Source organism: Streptococcus sp. 2_1_36FAA, from assembly GCF_000161955.2.
In the GTDB taxonomy this organism is placed as follows: Bacteria; Bacillota; Bacilli; order Lactobacillales; family Streptococcaceae; genus Streptococcus; species Streptococcus gordonii.
The window spans coordinates 458,756-476,689 of record NZ_KI391976.1 but is presented as its reverse complement, the minus strand read 5'-3'; the positions used below and the strand labels follow the sequence as shown (position 1 = coordinate 476,689).

Here is a 17,934-nt window from a genome sequence, read left to right as displayed (position 1 = left end):
ATGTCATATAAGAGTATAAAAGTTGTTAAAGGAAATGGCGGTTTCGGAGGACCTTTGGTCATTACACCTAGTGAAGCTAAGCATAAATTCATCTATATCACTGGCGGAGGAGAAAAGCCAGATATTGTGGATAAAATTGCTGATTTGACCGGTATGGAAGCTGTTAATGGGTTTAAAACTTCTATCCCAGATGAGGAAATTGCTTTAGCAATCGTGGATTGTGGCGGTACTCTTCGCTGTGGTATTTATCCTAAAAAGGGGATCCCTACAATAAATATTGTAGCTACAGGGAAAAGTGGGCCTCTAGCTCAATATATAACCGAGGAAATCTATGTGTCAGCAGTTGGCCTTAATCAAATTTCTGCTGCTAATGAAGACGAAAAAGCGACAACTGTGGTAACAGAAAAGCCAACTTACGATACTAGTAAAAAAATTACAGAGCAAAAAGCTGAAACAAGTATTGTAGCAAGAATTGGGATGGGCGCTGGGAAGGTCGTTGCGACTTTCAACCAGGCTGCTCGTGAAGCCATCCAAACAATGCTCAACACGATCATTCCTTTCATGGCCTTTGTTTCCTTGCTGATTGGGGTTATTCAAGGTTCAGGTGTTGGAAATTGGCTGGCAAAATTAATGGTTCCCCTAGCTGGGAACATCTGGGGACTCATTTTGATTGGCTTTATCTGTTCCTTGCCATTCCTATCTCCTTTGTTAGGCCCCGGAGCTGTTATCAGTCAGATTATTGGAACCTTAATTGGAGTTGAAATCGGCAAAGGGAATATTCCGCCCCAAATGGCTCTGCCAGCTATATTTGCTATCAACACTCAAAACGGTTGTGATTTCATTCCTGTAGCACTCGGTCTATCTGAAGCCAAGGCTGAAACAGTTGAGGTTGGTGTCCCTTCTGTGCTTTATTCACGCTTTCTCAATGGTGTTCCGCGGGTGCTAGTAGCTTGGATAGCTAGTATTGGCCTTTATCAGTAAACCTTTGATAGATGCACGTAAACATAGCAACTATTATGTTAAACTTATCTATAAGCATAAGTTTATGACAGATTTGAGAAAGGATGAATAGGAATTAGATGAAGAAAATTTTTGAAGCTAAAGTAATTCAAGTGGGGCCTGAAGCTCAGAATATGATTCAAGATGCCAATATGCTCATTTTGTTTGGAGAAGAAGCTCCGGAAGACTTAGCAGAGTATTGTTTTAAAATCGATAACAAAAATCTTCTAGGTGCAATACTAGAAGGTGGAAAGCTGGTGGTAGATAGTCAGGAATATTCGATTACTGCCGTAGGAAATGTAGTAGAAAAAAATTTAACTGGACTGGGCCATATCACGATTTCTTTTGATGGTTCAAAAGAGGGCAGCCTGCCGGGCACTCTCCATGTTGCAGCAGACCAAGCAGTAGTAATTGAAAAGGACTCTACCATTCAGATTTTCGAAACTGCTTGACCATAACAAAATTTAAAATCAAGCAATTTAGAAACATAAAAGTCAAAAAAATTGATTCAGAGCTTGGACAAAAAGTCCAGGCTTCTGGGTCTAAATTAGAAAAAATAGATGACGCGGTGGTTGATTGGCATCTTCCTTCGCTTTTTAAGCCCCAAAGATTGCCTGATCAACTGTGCGGGGGTGGGAAGATGAACTTTTTAACTTGTTTGAAGTTCTTTCCCACTCCCTTTTTGATAGGGAAAATAATTTATGTTTTAATATTGTAAAATTTGTCATTGTTTTTCAATGTTTTCGCAATATGACAAATCAACAAAATTTATAAGGATAAAAGCATGCCAGAAAAAGACGGTCAAGGTCAAGCGCAAAGAGCTTGAAGTCAATCAAACTAGCCAGCCAGTGCAAGGGAATTTCCAGCAGATGCATCCATAAGGTGTGCCTGAACAGAAGGAAAAGACCAAAAAGGTATTTACCCAACTTCAGCTAACTTCTCAACAGACCTACACTCATTGGGTCAATTTATCCAAGAAGGAACTCGTATCATGTTTGAAACAGTTGTTCGTGTTGACAAACCACGTAAGAACGTGATCATCCCTACTTTGGAAGAAGACCTTGACGGCCTTGGCTACCTTCAAGGAAAAGACGTTGACTTCGTTAACAAAAAAGCTACTGATGGTGTTCTTCTTGCCCACACTGACGGTGACGTGCCAAACATGTACGTAACTCTTCCTGAGCAAGATGCCTTCACTCTTGGATACACTATCTACTTCTTCGAATTGGCTATCGCCCTTTCAGGTTACTTGAATGCCATCAACCCATTTGACCAACCAGGTGTTGAAGCTTACAAACGTAACATGTTTGCCCTTCTTGGTAAACCAGGATTTGAAGAATTGAGCAAAGAATTGAACGCACGCCTTTAATAGACAAATGAAAGGACCTCGAAAGAGGTCTTTTTTGTATAGGACCCTTTATCTTTTGGGGCGTTGGCCAATCTTGTGATTTTATGATATATTAGAACTATTATATTTAAATTTTGCGCATCTGACTTTATTCACGAAAAGTGAGGAGAGTAATAGGCGAAAATTGCTAGCAAAGGAGATGTTATGACAACAGAGGACAAAAAGCCTTTTAAATCGCAAGAAGGACAAACCGATCAAGAGCCTGATCAGAAAGAAAACAATTTAGTTTCTCAAGAGGAAAATCATCAAGAACTTCAATCGGAAGCTAAACGCGGTTGGATTAAGTTGATCACTTTCTCAGTCCTTGCTGCTTTTGTTGCTGGACTGATTGGTGGAGGTGTTGGCTATCTTTGGGGACAATCATTCAAGTCTGAAGCTGATACCCGACGATATAAACGGCTAGAACGAGCTAAAGCAGAAACTAAAGATACAGAAACTGGCTTTATCACAGAGAAAGACAGGGTTGTTTTTACTTTTTCTCTTAAAGATCTTGGCTTGTTGAAGTATAACAATAAGGATGGTCATGGATTAACTGCAGATCAAATTGTTAATACTTATGGTTTGGCTTCTGGTGTAGATTATGAAAAGAAGGGGATTAAACTTTCTTGGGATAGATCGAAGTCTTCAAAAAGTCAAAGCGTCACTATGTATTTTGAAAAATCAGGTGACAATTATTATTTAAAGCATGTCCAATCTTATGCACTAGGCGAATTCCAAGACAAGCAGAAACTAGAAGATGAAGACGAAGATGAAAAGGATACTGACAATTCAAAAGATTATAAATTGACAAATGAAGAGTTTAAAAGTCTGAAAAAAGGAGATTCAAAAACAGGCAAGGGAGGGACTCCTTTATCAGAATTATTGAAAAAACATGGACAATCTATCCAAATTGAAACGGAAAACGATATTACTGCTAATGGAGAAAAGTATATTTCTAATCGAGTGATTGCAAGGGTATTCTATGAAGTTGATGATGATTATAAGACATTACGATTCCTAGCACAACCGAATGGGGAATTCTTATACATTGGCACAGAACGAGATTAAGATAGAGGAGATAGATGAAAGATGAATATAAATCAATCACAGATACCATTTGACGTGCCTGAAAATCGTGATCAAGAGAAAGCAGGAAAAAGGCGAATGCTTATTTGTATCACAGGTTTTGCGGTTTTGGGGCTGATAGTTGGTCTAATTTTTGGTTATTCTACAGGGGATATGAATCTGACCAAGCGCCTCTATCCAATCATCAATTTAAAAGCTGATACGGGTAAATCAAAAAGAGATGTGGCTGCTGAATATATCGACCCCGAAGAGTCAGAATTTAGTTGGGATATCAATAATCTCGCTGCTCTTAAGTTCGGTTATTACGATAAGCCAGATTTAGGAACTCCCATAGAAGATATTCTTGATGAGTATGGTAAGGCTATAAAAGGTTCGTTTCGAAGAGATAGAATTGATTTAAAGTGGGGCGAGTTAGATGATTATGACCAGGATGAAGATAGTTTCTACTATCGCTTAATTCGTGAAATGGAGCTTGCTTTTAAGAAGGAAGGCGATCGCTACTACTTACAAAATATTTCTTATTCAGGTGATTACAGAAAGGCTAAAGCCGCTTATATGCCCTCTGATTATTATGATAAGCTGAAAGTGGGAGATCCAAAAACAGGTAAAGGCGGGGTTTCCTATAAGGAAGTCATCGGGGATAATGCAGTCTCATCTCTGATGGTGTCTGCAGGGGAAGATATTGAAACAGATGAAGTAATTACCAAAATGAGGATTCAATTCAACTCATCGGGTTCGGATGAGTACAAGTTGACCTTTGTTAAACAGGCAGATGGAGATTTCCTTTTAGCTAAAAAAGGAGCCGATTAAAAAGCGACTTATTCTCGTTCACTTGGAGATTCCTGATAGGGTATGAGGAGCGAGTAGCTTAAAGTTTGAATAAAATTTTTTGAAAGATCTGGAATGGAAATTCCAGGTCTTTATCTGTTTAGTTGAAATTGATTCACTAATCTGCCCAGTAAATCTAAGAAGTGGAAGTTTTCCTTTCCTTGATTATATGTTACAATCAGGGGAGATGTAGCACTATTGAGATAGATTTTTAATTATGTTGATAACGAAGCGATATTTACTTGGAGCATCTGAGAAGGACTAGAATATATATGGAGATAGAGAACTAGATAGAAGGATATTGATTTCGTTTAAGGGAGAAAAAGGATAAGAGAATGGAAAAAAGAGACTTAGACAAACTACGAAAAGAACATAAGGAACGATTTGGCAAGACAAAAGAATCTTCTAGAAGAAATTCTAATGAAATGCCTGGCTCGGTACCTGCATCAAAGCGCAATGAGGAAGCCAAACCAACAAATGAAGCCATTTCGGAGAAGCCAGCTACACCAATATCGGAATTGAATTCCAAGGACGTACAAAAACCGAAACTGAAACAAAATTTAGGTTCTAGGAATTTAGATCATCAATCAAAGGCTAAAGAAGCAAGAATACAAAGGATTAAACCGACTTCTCGTTTCTCTTCAAAGTTAATTGCTGTAGCAGTATTAACGCTTGTTATAGGACTCTTTATCTTAATTGGGAAGGGACTCAATTCTCATAAAGATGATCAGGCAATGGGAGCAGAGTCAAAGTATAGTTCTCCAAATGCTAAGGCTTTGGATTGGGAGAGGATTGACTTTGTAAAGTATAAGATTGAAAATGATGGGACTAGAAACCTTCACGTCTCTGATTTTGTTCGTCAATATGGTTTAGCCCAAACTAGCAACGAAATGAAAGTGGGCAAAAAGGACAAATTGCTATCACTGACTTATAATTTAAAAGGCGGAGGCGTGGCTGTTATTCAATTCTGGAACAGAGGTTCTGGTCCACATCTTGTCAGTGTTTCTTATGATACTACTCAAAAAGAATATCTGACGGATGAGAGGCTTGCCTTTCTTAGAGGGATTAGCCCAGATGAAGAAAAAGGCATCACGGATATAGAGATAGTTGATCAAGTGGGAGTTCCCAAAAGGTATTATAAATCGAACATTGAAGGCTACTCTATTTTGAATATGGCCTACCAAACAAAGGATAAAACCTTCGTCCTTTTGGAATTTGCAAGGGACAAGGATGGAAAGTTTCATTTAAAAAAGGTCCAAGAATCCAAAAACGATTTCGATGTCTAGTAAAGTTCAAACTGACTGACCGAATTATGTTATAATAGAAAACATTAGATAGCTAGGAGAGACTTGCCTCTTTCCTAGATCAAAAATAGAAAGAACAAAGAGGTGCTATTATGTCTGCTACTAAAATGAATGCTCAAGAAATCATCAAATTTATCGCTGACGCCAAGAAAAAGACTCCCGTCAAGGTAACCTTTAACGGAGAATTGCACGGTACCATTCCTTGGTCTGTTGTGAAGTTAGGCAATGTTCTTTTTGGAGACTGGGAAGAAATCAAGCCCCTCCTAGTGAACTTAGAGGAAAATAAGACCTATGTCGTTGAGCAAGATGCTCGTAACTCGGCTGTGCCACTTTTGGACAAGCGCGACATCAATGCCCGTATCGAGCCAGGTGCTATTATCCGTGACCAAGTCGAAATTGGGGATAATGCTGTTATCATGATGGGAGCAGTCATTAATATTGGTGCAGAGATTGGCGCTGGAACCATGATTGATATGGGTGCTATCCTGGGTGGCCGAGCTATTGTCGGAAAAAACAGCCACGTCGGTGCAGGTACAGTTCTAGCAGGTGTGATTGAACCAGCTAGCGCAGAGCCAGTTCGGGTCGGAGACAATGTGCTAATTGGTGCCAATGCGGTTGTGATTGAAGGTGTACAAATTGGCAGTGGCTCCGTTGTTGCGGCTGGTGCGATTGTGACTCAGGATGTTCCTGAAAATGTAGTGGTTGCTGGTGTTCCAGCTCGAATTATCAAGACCATTGATGAGAAGACCCAGCAGAAGACAGCTCTAGAAGACGCTCTTCGAACACTTTAATATTGCATAAATAACAGTGCCGCGCCCGAAGTTGATTGGGTGCGGTCAGATTTTATCTGGTTTGACAAGACAATAAAGGAAAGAAACAATGCTTGATTATCTAAAAATTCGCCGTGATTTACACCAGATACCAGAAATCGGTCTGGAAGAATACAAGACTCATGCCTACCTGATGCAGGTCATTGATGGCCTGACAGCAGGTCTAGACTTTGTGGAAATCCGAACTTGGCGGACTGGTATTTTGGTCTTTATCAAGGGAAGTTCACCGGATAAGACGATTGGCTGGCGGACAGATATCGATGGTCTACCGATTGTGGAGGCTACAGGCCTGGACTTTGCCAGTACTCATGAAGGTCGGATGCATGCCTGCGGACATGATATGCACATGACGGTGGCTCTAGGTCTGCTGGAACAAGCTGTGAGCGCTCAGCCTACCCACAATCTGCTCTTTCTCTTTCAGCCTGCTGAGGAAAATGAAGCTGGCGGAATGCTCATGTATGAAGACGATGCTTTTGGCGATTGGCTGCCAGATGAATTTTACGGACTTCATGTGCGGCCGGATCTCAAAGTTGGTGATATTGCCACTAACAGAGGAACCCTCTTTGCTGGTACCTGTGAAGTCAAGCTGACCTTTAAGGGGAAGGGGGGCCATGCAGCTTTTCCCCATGAAGCCAATGATGCTTTGGTTGCGGCTAGCTACTTTATCACCCAGGTGCAGACCATTGTCAGCCGCAATGTCGATCCTATCGAGGGAGCGGTTGTAACCTTTGGTTCGCTCCATGCTGGCACAACCAACAATGTCATCGCAGAAACGGCCTTTTTGCATGGTACCATTCGGACTCTGACTCAGGAGATGAACCTCTTGACCCAGAAACGCTTACGAGAAATAGCAGAGGGCATAGCCCAAGGTTTCGGTCTGGAATTGGACTTGGAGCTCAAGCAAGGTGGTTATCTGCCTGTAGAAAATCATCCTGATCTGGCAGGTGAACTGATGGACTTTTTCCAGAAGGAAGACGGAGTGGAGCTGATTGATATTGCTCCGGCGATGACAGGTGAGGATTTTGGCTATCTACTCAGCAAGGTCAAGGGCGTCATGTTCTGGCTAGGAGTGGACAGTCCCTATGCCCTTCATCATCCAAAGATGACACCGGATGAGGCGGCACTGCCCTTTGCTATTGAAAAGATTGGGAAATTCCTAGATTATAAAGTCAATGACAGATAAGAAAAGAGGAACGCGTTGCATGAAAAAAGAGCTGAGACAAACTGTACTGAACCAGATGAAGAGTCTTTCAGAAAAAGAAAAAGAGCAGGCAGATAACTGGCTGACCCATCACATGCTCCAGTCAAGAGCTTATCAAGAAGCTAAAGTCATCGCAACTTATCTTTCTATGCCACATGAAGTCTCTACCGCAGACTTTATCAAGCAGGCTCAGTTGGACGGCAAGCGGGTTTTAGTGCCCAAAACCTATGGCCAGGGTCGGATGATATTTGTGGATTATGATGAAAGTTGCCTACAAAAAAGCTCCTTTGGGCTTATGGAGCCGATAAGCGAAGATGCTGTCGATAAGACGGAGATTGATCTGATTCATGTGCCAGGTGTGGCCTTCAATTCTCAAGGCTTTCGGATTGGTTACGGCGGTGGCTACTATGACCGCTATCTAGCTGATTTTGCTGGAGCTAGTGTCAGCACTCTTTATCAAATTCAGCTAGCGAATTTTAAGCCGGATCTGCATGATGTCTCGGTAAAGGAGTTAATCATATATGAAACAAATCTACGATAGAAACTACCCAGTGACAAGTATTTTATTGATCATAACGAGCCTTGTCTTTGCTTTAATGTTTCTTTTCTACGGTTTCCAATATAGTAGTACGGAAGCCTTGTATCGCTTTGGGGCAGTACATGGCTATACAATCCAAGAGATGCCTATAGAATTTTGGCGAGTTTTTGCTGCTATTTTTGTCCATATTGGTTTAGAGCATTTTGTGGTCAATATGCTTACTCTGTATTTCCTTGGCCGTCAGATAGAAGATATTTTCGGACCATGGAAATTCTTAATGCTCTATCTCATGTCTGGGGTGATGGGGAATCTATTCGTCGTATATTTTTCACCAAACAGTCTGGCTGCAGGAGCCTCTACATCGCTTTTCGGTCTCTTTGCGTCAGTCGTCGTTCTGCGCTATGCCACACGAAACCACTATCTTCAGCAGTTGGGGCAATCCTATATGAGCCTACTGGCTGTCAATCTAATCATGAGTTTCTTACCAGGAATCAGTCTTTCTGGTCACTTAGGTGGTCTTGTTGGTGGAGCTTTAGGTGCGGTGATTCTACCAGTTTCAGGCGAACGCAATGCATTTAGTAAGCCACAAAGATTTTTAGCCCTAATAGTCTATCTGGGATTAGTAGCCATTTTGATTTTTATGACTTTTCAAAGACCAATTTTTTAAGAAAATTAAGCTAAGTACCGCTTTAAATAGCGGTGTTTTTTTATAATTATAACTTTTGATGAAATAAGGAATTTCAATAATTTGATGTATCAATATTTTATAAAATGGACTCTTAATTAGTTTTAGCAGAAATAAATTAGTAAACTTCTAAAATGTTTATATTTCTAGGTGTATGTTTTCCCTATTTTACATCTGTAAAACGTATAAATAAACAATTTTGAAAGCGCTTGCAAATACGGGATCAAAGGAGTATACTATGGTTGTAAATATAGGGAGTCTAGGACTTTCAAAAAAAATAAAAAGGAGTTAGCGATGAAGAAGTTAACATTCAAAGTTGTCATTGCTGTGATGGCGATCCTCATGTTGCCTATCCAAGCGGTTCAAGCTTGTTGTGGTTTTATTTTTGGTCGCCAGTTGACAGCTGACGGTTCAACCATGTTTGGCCGTACGGAAGACTATCCTTACTATCCCAATGGTGGGAAACACAATAAAAACTATGTTGTTGTGGAAGGAAAGAACTATAAGGAAGGAGACCAGATTGTAGATGAATCTAATGGTTTCACTTATCCACATGCTGCCAACGAAATGAAATATACTGCAACTTATGATTCTGCTCGTGGCGATGGTAGTAACGGTGCTTTCGGGGAACATGGCTTTAATGAAGCAGGTGTTTCAATGACATCTACAGTTACAGCAATTCCAAATAAAAAAGTACTTGCAAAAGATCCTCTGAAGGCAGATGGTCTTCCAGAAGCTGCGATGCTGGATGTTATTTTGCCTCGTGCAAAAACAGCTCGTGAAGCAATTGAGTTGCTTGCAAAAGTCATCGAAGAAAAGGGATCTGCTGAAGGAAATACTGTTGTTGTTGCAGACCAAAAAGAAACTTGGTACATGGAAATCTTATCTGGCCACCAATATGTAGCAGTGAAGGTACCAGAAGATAAATACGCAGTTTTTGCTAATACCTATTACCTTGGTCATGTTGATTTGAATGACAAAGAAAATGTTATTGCTTCTAAAGATGTAGAAAAAGTAGCCCAAGAAGCAGGAAACTACAAGACAGATAAAGATGGTAATTTCCACATTGCTAAATCATATGGACCTGAAAAATACGCAGAAGGGGATCGTTCTCGTACATATGCAGGAATTACACTTCTTGATCCTAAATCTAAAATTACTTACGAAGATGATGAGTATGAACTCTTCCGCTCTCCAACTGATCCAAACAAGAGATTTACTCTTGAAGATGCCTTTGCTTTGCAACGGAACCGCTTTGAACACTTGAATGGTCGTTTTATACCTGATGATCAAATTGGGGTCAAGAAACAAGGCGACAATGGGGCAAATGATGCTGTTCGGAAAGATCAATACAAATATGCTCTTGGTAATGAAAATGTTATCGATGCCCATGTTTATCAAATTGATCCGAAGTTGCCAAAATCTTTTGGTGGTAAAGTATGGCTCGGTTTAGGACCATCACGTAACACACCATATGTACCTTTCTATGGTAACGTTCAAGATACTTATCAAGCCTTTAAACCTCAAACTGCTACTTATGATCCAAACTCATGGTACTGGACAGTATGGCACATTGACCAAATGGCAATTAAGAACCAAGATATTTTCGGTAAGACTGTTCAAGATCATTGGAAGATGCTTGAAAAACAATTCATCATTGATCAAGAGAAGAAGGATATTGAGTATTATTCACTGAAAGATCAACCAGAAGCTGCTAAAGCTGCTGAACACAAAGTGACAAAAGATGCACTTGATTTATCAGATCGTCTTTTCCAACACTTTAAGGACTATGAAAAGTTGATGGAAAAACAATTAGAAGCTGCTGGACGTAAGTCTGATCCTTATCGCGCTTCACAACCAGATGATAAACAAGACCCATCAACACCTGAAAAACCAGATACTCCAAAAACTCCGGAAAAACCAAAAGCAACTGAAGAAGTAAATAAAAACGTACTTCCTGCTGAATACTATGTTGCAGCACCTCCGACTCATGATATTCCTGCTAATGCAGAAGGTAATCCAAACAATCGTTTTGGCTATGCAGCTACAGCAAATGTGCAAGTATTCGGACAAACATCTACTCGCACTGAAGCTCCTCAGGTACAAAGCCAAGCTTCTCAAGAGCCAAGTCAAGCTTCACAAACAACAGTTGCCAATGCAGAAGGCAATCCAAACAACCGCTTTGGTTTTGCAGGAAATTATGAAGGCGGAAAAGATTTCAAGAATATTGGAACATTCTCTAACTGAAACTAATTTTTCTGTTGAGAAAGCTAGTCATTGGATATAAGAAAACACCTAGTTAAATCTAGGTGTTTTTGTATTTTTGGTAATAGAAAAGGCATGAGACCAATCGGTCTTAATTCATTCTTAGTTTTGCTTTTTAGTTTTCTCTTCTAGCTTTTTACCAAGTTCAATAATATATTGTTCCAAATCATCTTTGACCTGCGGATGTTTGAGAGCGTAATCGATAGATGTTTTCATGAAACCAAACTTGTCACCAACATCGTAGCGGTCACCCTTGAATTCACGGGCAAATACGCGCTGGGTCTTGTTAAGAGTATCAATGGCATCTGTCAGTTGGATTTCATTTCCAGCACCAGGAGCTTGATTTTCCAAGATTTCAAAGATTTCTGGAGTAAGCAAATAGCGACCAATAATTGCTAAATTACTTGGAGCTTCCTCCGGACTTGGTTTTTCAACAAATTTTTCAACACTATAAAGGCCATTGACGCCTTCGCCTTGCGGAGCGATGACACCATATGAAGAAACTTCTTCATGAGGGACCTCCATAACCGCAATAGTAGAAGCGTGGGTTGCTTCATAGTCGTTCATCAGCTGTTTAGTAAGTGGCATAGCTTTATCATTAGTGATATCCATAAGGTCATCACCTAACATGACAACAAAAGGTTCGTTGCCGACAAAAGCCTTAGCTTGAAGCACAGCATCTCCCAGCCCACGCGGATGACTTTGTCGAATGAAGTGTAGGCCAATACCAGTGGTTTCATCAACTAATTTCAAAAGGTCATCTTTGCCTTTTTCTTTGAGATTGTATTCAAGTTCAAAGTTGGAATCGAAATGGTCCTCAATCGAACGTTTTGACTTACCAGTTACGACTAAAATATCATCAATACCTGATTTGAGAGCTTCTTCAACAATAAATTGAATGGTAGGCTTGTCCACGATAGGTAGCATTTCTTTAGCAAGCGCCTTAGTAGCAGGTAGGAAACGAGTTCCAAGACCCGCTGCCGGAATGACAGCTTTCTTAACTTTTGACATCAGTAAATCCTTTCCAGATATAGATTTGGTTATGACCATTCATTCTCGGCCTTGAATTCATTGTTCATGATTTCGAAGATAGCCTCTTTTATATCATGGCCTTGATAAATGACTTTATAAATGGCCTGGGTAATAGGCATATAAACATCTAATTCCTGAGCCAATTCATAAGCAGCCTTGGTAGTGGAAATTCCTTCAATCACCATGCCCATGTTAGCTTCAATATCCGCTAATTTTTCTCCACGTCCAAGAGCATCCCCAGCCCGCCAGTTGCGAGAGTGGATAGAAGTACCAGTAACAATAAGGTCACCGACTCCAGATAAACCGCTATAGGTCAAAGGACTAGCACCAAGTTTTACTCCTAAGCGAGTGATTTCAGCCAGTCCACGCGTGATAATGGCAGCCTTGGCATTGTCGCCATAGCCTAGGCCGTGTAGAGCCCCAGCTCCGACAGCGATAATATTTTTAAGAGCGCCTGCAGTCTCGACTCCAACCACATCTGTATTGGTATAGAGGCGGAAATAGTGGTTGCTGAAAAGTTTCTGTACATATTTGGCAGCTTCTAGGTCCTTAGAAGCTGCTGTAATGAGAGTGATATCGCGAACAATGGTTTCCTCAGCATGGCTAGGACCTGAAACAACGACAATTTCACTACGCAATTCACTCGGGATTTCCTCTTCTAAGATTGTAGAAATACGTTCATGGCTGTCGGGTTCCAAACCTTTGGAAGCATGCATAACCTTAACCTTGTGGTCTAGGATTTGAGCGACTTGTTTTGCTACCAGTCTTGTGACCTTGGTTGGCACCACAAATAGAACCGCATCAGCACCATCTAAGGCTTCTGCTAGACTGTGGTAGGCTTTGATTTTTTCATCGAGGACAGTATCTTTAAAATAACGTGTGTTTGTATGCGCTTGGTTGATTTCATCAATCTGTTCAGCAATGTTACCCCAAATACGTACTTCGTGACCATTATCATTTAGCACTTGTGATAAAGCTGTACCCCAAGAGCCAGGACCGATTACAGCAACTCGTTGTTTATCCATCTTTCTTATTTCCATTTCTAACTAGAGTATTCTACTCTATTCTATCATATTAAAAGAAAAAAATCGTTTTCAAGCTTAAATGTTCTTATTTTCTTATGGTCATTTTAAAGCTAAGCTCAATAAGCTTGACATTGATTTTTTCTGTGATATAGTAAGAAAACGAAGGAAAAAGAGAGAACTAATAGAGGGAAGATGATGTTTGTAAAAACCTTATTAAAGTACAAATGGTTTGTTGTGTGTTCGATTGTAATGACTGGCTTGATGATTGCCAGTTCACTGTTGCAACCTTGGCTCCTTAAGCAGGTGCTGGATGCCTTGCAGATGAGTGATAGTAAAGCCATTTATCAAGCGGGGGCTTGGCTGATTGGTATGGGAATTATTGGTTTGGTTGCTGGTGGTATTAATGTGACAACAGCAGCTTATATTGCCCAAGCAGTGTCATCTGATTTGAGGGAAAAGACCTTTCGCAAGATCCAGACTTTCTCTTATGCCAATATTGAGCAGTTCAATGCCGGAAATCTGGTTGTTCGGATGACCAATGATATTAATCAAATTCAAAATCTGGTTATGATGATGTTTCAAATCTTGCTTCGCCTGCCAGTCCTATTCATTGGTTCGGTTGTCCTGGCCATCGTGACTGTTCCGGAACTCTGGTGGATTATTGCCCTCCTAATTTTACTTGTGACTGGGTTGACAGCTATGATGATGGGGCTTATGGGGCCTCGGTTTAAGAAATTTCAAACCTTGTTAGAGCAAATGAATGCTATTGCCAAGGAAAATCTTCGAGGAGTTCGGGTGGTGAAGTCTTTTGTGCAAGAAAGGGCACAATTTGATAAATTCAGCCATGTTTCTGATGAACTCCTGGATCAAAATTTATTTATCGGTTACGCTTTTTCAGTTGTTGAACCAATAATGATGTTCATCGGTTACGGAGCAGTTTATCTGGCTATTTGGACCTTGTCAGGCATGCTTGCTACAGACGCGGGAGTAGTCAGTTCAATTGCTTCTTTCATTGGCTACCTGAATCAAATCATCTTTACTATTATCATGGTTGGTTTTTTAGGAAATGGTGTGACGCGGGCTATTATATCAATGAGACGTCTCAATGAGGTTTTAGATACAGAGCCTGCCATGACCTTCCCAGATATAGCAGATGAAGACTTAGAAGGCAGCATTCGTTTTGATCATGTGACCTTTACTTATCCAACAGATGAAAGTCCAATTCTAAAAGATATTAGTTTCGAAGTCTCTCCAGGGGAAATGGTTGGTGTTGTCGGTGCAACGGGTGCTGGTAAGTCTACCTTGGCTCAGCTGATTCCTCGCCTCTTTGATCCCCAAGAAGGCTCTATTTCAATTGGCGGTAAGGATTTGCGAGAAGTCAGTCAGGGAAGTCTTCGGAAAAATGTTTCTATTGTCTTGCAGCGGGCTATTCTCTTTAGCGGGACCATTGCTGACAATCTTCGTCAAGGGAAACTCGATGCTTCTCTGCCCGAGATGGAATGGGCGGCAGGGGTTGCTCAAGCCAGTGAGTTTATTGGCCGTATGGCGGACAGCTTTGACAGTCAGGTAGAAGAACGCGGGAATAACTTCTCTGGTGGCCAGAAGCAAAGGATGTCCATTGCGCGTGGTGTCGTCAACCATCCCAAGATCCTAATTTTAGATGATTCGACCTCAGCTTTAGATGCCAAATCAGAAAAATTGGTTCAAGAAGCCTTAAACAAGGACTTGAAGGGCACGACCACCATTGTCATTGCTCAAAAGATTAGTTCGGTTGTCCATGCAGATAAGATTTTAGTCTTAGACCAAGGCCGCTTAATCGGGCAAGGAACGCATAAAGAGCTAGTCGCAACAAATGAAGTCTATCGTGAGATATACGAGACACAGAAAGGAAAGGAGGATTAAGATGCGGACCGTAAAATTTTTCTGGAAATATTTTAAAGACTATAGCTTATCTTTTCTTATTGTAATCGTGATGATGGTTGCTTCTACTATTTTACAAGTGCTCTTTCCGATTTATGTTGGTCAGGCTGTTCAACATCTAGTTGAATTAGGCAATGCCTTGGCTAATGGCGGAGAAAAAAATCAGCTTTTAGCTGCTTTTGCATCCCTTATGACCAAGCTGTTTCTAACCTTTCTCTGTCTGTCAATTTCTAGCTTGATTTATATGGTTTTGATGAGCCGAGTGATTTCGCATTCGACCAATGAGATGCGCAAGGGTCTCTTTGGAAAACTAGCTAAATTAACCGTATCCTTTTTTGATCGTCATCAGGACGGGGATATCTTGTCACGCTTTACCAGTGACTTGGACAATATTCTTCAGGCCTTGAACGAAAGTATGATTCAAGTTTTAAGCAATATTCTTCTCTACCTTGTCCTTGTGATCATCATGTTCCGGCAGAATGCTCGCTTGGCTTGGATTACTGTTGCCAGCACTCCCCTAGCTATTGTGGTTTTAGTCGTGATTGTTAAACTAGCTAGAAAGTACACCAATCTCCAGCAAAAAGAAGTTGGTCAACTTAATGCCTATATGGATGAAACCATTTCCGGTCAGAAGGCTGTTATTGTTCAGGGCATGCAAGAAGAAGTCATCAAAGGCTTCCTTGAGCAAAATGATCGAGTCCGTTCAGCTACTTTTAAGGGCAGAGCTTTCTCAGGACTTCTCTTCCCCATCATGAATGGAATGAGTCTGATTAATACAGCCATAGTCATTTTTGTTGGTTCAGCTGTCTTACTGAGCGACCCTAATGTCGAAACGGCTGTTGCAGTTGGTTTGATTACGACTTATGCCCAGTTTTCTCAGCAATATTATCAGCCTATCATCCAGATTGCAGCCAGCTGGGGCAGTTTGCAGTTGGCCTTTACAGGGGCTGACCGGATTCAGGAGATGTTTGACGCGCCCGAGGAAGTCCGGCCAGAGAATGCGCCTGCTTTCACAGAGCTCACAGACTCAGTAGAGATCAAGCATGTGGACTTCTCATATGTAGAAGGCAAGCCCATCCTCAAAGACGTGTCTATCTTTGCTCCTAAGGGTAAGATGACGGCTGTTGTTGGCCCGACTGGATCAGGTAAGACGACCATTATGAACCTGCTCAATCGCTTTTACGATGTGGATAGTGGCAGTATTGAGTTTGACGGTCGCGACATTCGAGATTATGAGTTGGACAGTCTGCGGAGCCATGTGGGGATTGTTCTGCAGGATTCGGTGCTCTTTAGTGGCACGATTCGGGACAATATCCGCTTCGGTGTGCCGGATGCTAGTCAGGAAATGGTCGAAACGGCTGCGCGTGCGACACATATTCATGACTATATCGAAAGTCTGCCAGACAAATATGATACCTTGGTGGATGATGACCAGAATATTTTCTCAACTGGGCAGAAACAGTTGATTTCCATTGCTAGAACTTTGCTGACGGACCCGCAAGTCTTGATTTTGGACGAGGCGACGTCTAATGTCGATACGGTAACAGAGAGCAAGATTCAGCAGGCTATGGAAGCCATTGTAGCTGGTCGAACTAGCTTTGTCATTGCCCATCGCCTCAAGACAATCCTCAATGCTGACCAGATTATCGTCCTTAAAGATGGAGAGGTGATTGAGCAAGGGGACCACCATCAACTTCTTCAGCTCGGAGGATTCTATTCAGAACTCTATCATAATCAATTTGTCTTTGAGTAAAGAATTGATTCATATTTTACAACTCTCGTTTGAATTTTAAATTCATTCGGGAGTTTTTCCTTAAAACTTTCTAGCAAGTACTTGATAAAAAATTTTTATAAGTTGCTTTAAAAAAATTTATTGGACGAGAAGTGCTAGTCGTGGTAAGATAAAGTATATCTTGAGAAAGGAGTCTCCTATGTGCAGAACAATTGTTGGAATTTCGGCCAATCTTTGCCCAGTTGATGAAGACGGAAAAAATATTCACACCTCTGTTTCACGAAAGTTTGTGGACGGCGTACGAATGGCTGGTGGTCTGCCAATGGTGATTCCTCTTGGCGATAGAAGCCTGGTCGAGGATTATGTAGAAACCATAGACAAGCTGATTTTATCAGGTGGGCAGAATGTCCATCCAAAATTCTATGGGGAAGAAAAAACTATTGATAGTGACGATTATAATATCGCCCGTGATGAATTTGAATTAGCACTTTTAAAAGAAGCCTTACGCCAGAACAAACCTGTTATGGCAATTTGTCGTGGTCTGCAACTGGTAAATGTTGCTTTTGGTGGTACTTTAAACCAGCAGATTGATAATCATTGGCAGGGTCAGCCTTTTGGGACTTCGCATTCGATTCGTACGGAAAAAGGAAGTGTTGTAGAGCGTTTATTTGGTCAAGCTAGTCGGATTAACTCAGTCCACCGTCAAAGTATCAAGGACTTGGCTCCTAATTTTCGCGCGACGGCTTTTGACCCAAGAGACAATACTATCGAAGCTATCGAGTCCATCGATAACCATCGGATCATTGGGCTTCAATGGCATCCGGAGTTTTTGATTGGGGAAGAAAAGGGGAATTTAGAGTTATTTCACTATCTTTTGCAGGAATTATAAAAATTTTTAAACCTTTCAGTTTGCTTTTAGGAAAGTTTAAGGTAAGAGATTTATACTAAGACCATAAACAAAGACCTCCTAACTTTGTTTAGAAATCCTAAAACTTTTCTTTTTCATAATAATCTCCCTATAAGAACCGCCCAATTGGCGGTTTTTTTGCTGGAAAGGCTGAGAAATCTGGATTTTCAGTAATTTAATGTCTTTTATGTTATA

At 40.9% G+C, this 17,934-nt stretch carries 15 protein-coding genes and 1 pseudogene; 14 read left to right on the top strand and 2 right to left on the bottom strand.

All coding sequences use genetic code 11. The features are described 5' to 3' along the window. The 11 genes and pseudogenes from srlE to abpB all read left to right on the top strand — a co-directional run bounded on the left by srlE (position 1) and on the right by abpB (position 11,105). The gene (gene srlE, locus HMPREF0847_RS10100) at positions 1-981 is read left to right on the top strand and encodes a PTS glucitol/sorbitol transporter subunit IIB (protein ID WP_020992831.1); all 981 of its coding nucleotides are present in this window, start codon (positions 1-3) and stop codon (positions 979-981) included. Between the two features lie 98 nt (positions 982-1,079). After that, on the top strand, positions 1,080-1,451 hold the full coding sequence (locus tag HMPREF0847_RS10095) for a PTS glucitol/sorbitol transporter subunit IIA (protein ID WP_008808177.1): 372 nt from the start codon (positions 1,080-1,082) through the stop codon (positions 1,449-1,451). 440 nt (positions 1,452-1,891) lie between these two features. Continuing rightward, positions 1,892-2,368: pseudogene (gene pgi, locus HMPREF0847_RS10085) on the top strand (glucose-6-phosphate isomerase); the annotation flags it as partial. 183 nt (positions 2,369-2,551) lie between these two features. Further along, positions 2,552-3,454, top strand: coding sequence for a hypothetical protein (locus HMPREF0847_RS10080; protein WP_008808179.1), 903 nt, complete (start codon positions 2,552-2,554; stop codon positions 3,452-3,454). 21 nt (positions 3,455-3,475) lie between these two features. Further along, a complete protein-coding gene (locus HMPREF0847_RS10075) occupies positions 3,476-4,282 on the top strand; it encodes a hypothetical protein (RefSeq protein ID WP_008808180.1) in 807 nt (268 codons plus the stop codon). A 353-nt stretch (positions 4,283-4,635) separates the two neighbouring features. Continuing rightward, positions 4,636-5,586, top strand: a complete 951-nt coding sequence (locus HMPREF0847_RS10070) for a hypothetical protein (RefSeq protein WP_008808181.1) — start codon at positions 4,636-4,638, stop codon at positions 5,584-5,586. A gap of 110 nt (positions 5,587-5,696) precedes the next feature. Further along, a complete protein-coding gene (dapD, locus tag HMPREF0847_RS10065) occupies positions 5,697-6,395 on the top strand; it encodes a 2,3,4,5-tetrahydropyridine-2,6-dicarboxylate N-acetyltransferase (RefSeq protein ID WP_008808182.1) in 699 nt (232 codons plus the stop codon). 88 nt (positions 6,396-6,483) lie between these two features. After that, positions 6,484-7,617, top strand: coding sequence for an N-acetyldiaminopimelate deacetylase (locus tag HMPREF0847_RS10060; RefSeq protein WP_008808183.1), 1,134 nt, complete (start codon positions 6,484-6,486; stop codon positions 7,615-7,617). 19 nt (positions 7,618-7,636) lie between these two features. Beyond that, positions 7,637-8,176, top strand: a complete 540-nt coding sequence (locus HMPREF0847_RS10055) for a 5-formyltetrahydrofolate cyclo-ligase (protein ID WP_008808184.1) — start codon at positions 7,637-7,639, stop codon at positions 8,174-8,176. Beyond that, entirely contained in the window at positions 8,157-8,840 is a 684-nt protein-coding gene (locus tag HMPREF0847_RS10050) for a rhomboid family intramembrane serine protease (protein ID WP_008808185.1), read from the top strand. The genes HMPREF0847_RS10055 and HMPREF0847_RS10050 overlap by 20 nt, the downstream gene beginning before the upstream one ends. A 312-nt stretch (positions 8,841-9,152) precedes the next feature. After that, positions 9,153-11,105, top strand: coding sequence for a C69 family dipeptidase AbpB (gene abpB / locus HMPREF0847_RS10045; protein WP_008808186.1), 1,953 nt, complete (start codon positions 9,153-9,155; stop codon positions 11,103-11,105). A 120-nt stretch (positions 11,106-11,225) separates the two neighbouring features. Here the strand turns inward: abpB and galU are convergent, their stop codons facing one another. Both galU and HMPREF0847_RS10035 read right to left on the bottom strand, forming a co-directional pair. After that, on the bottom strand, positions 11,226-12,134 hold the full coding sequence (galU, locus tag HMPREF0847_RS10040; protein ID WP_020992829.1) for a UTP--glucose-1-phosphate uridylyltransferase GalU: 909 nt from the start codon (positions 12,132-12,134) through the stop codon (positions 11,226-11,228). 29 nt (positions 12,135-12,163) lie between these two features. Continuing rightward, a complete protein-coding gene (locus HMPREF0847_RS10035) occupies positions 12,164-13,180 on the bottom strand; it encodes an NAD(P)H-dependent glycerol-3-phosphate dehydrogenase (protein ID WP_008808188.1) in 1,017 nt (338 codons plus the stop codon). Positions 13,181-13,375: 195 nt separating this feature from the next. Here HMPREF0847_RS10035 and HMPREF0847_RS10030 point away from each other — a divergent pair, with 195 nt between their 5' ends. From HMPREF0847_RS10030 to HMPREF0847_RS10020, 3 genes are all read left to right on the top strand, one after another. Beyond that, a complete protein-coding gene (locus tag HMPREF0847_RS10030; protein WP_020992828.1) occupies positions 13,376-15,082 on the top strand; it encodes an ABC transporter ATP-binding protein in 1,707 nt (568 codons plus the stop codon). A 1-nt stretch (position 15,083) separates the two neighbouring features. After that, positions 15,084-16,853 carry an ABC transporter ATP-binding protein gene (locus HMPREF0847_RS10025; protein WP_008808190.1) on the top strand — a complete coding sequence of 590 codons (1,770 nt, stop codon included), beginning with the start codon at positions 15,084-15,086 and terminating at the stop codon, positions 16,851-16,853. A gap of 178 nt (positions 16,854-17,031) precedes the next feature. After that, positions 17,032-17,721: a gamma-glutamyl-gamma-aminobutyrate hydrolase family protein gene (locus tag HMPREF0847_RS10020; protein WP_008808191.1), complete on the top strand. Its 690-nt coding sequence runs from the start codon at positions 17,032-17,034 to the stop codon at positions 17,719-17,721. The last annotated feature ends 213 nt before the right edge of the window (positions 17,722-17,934 follow it).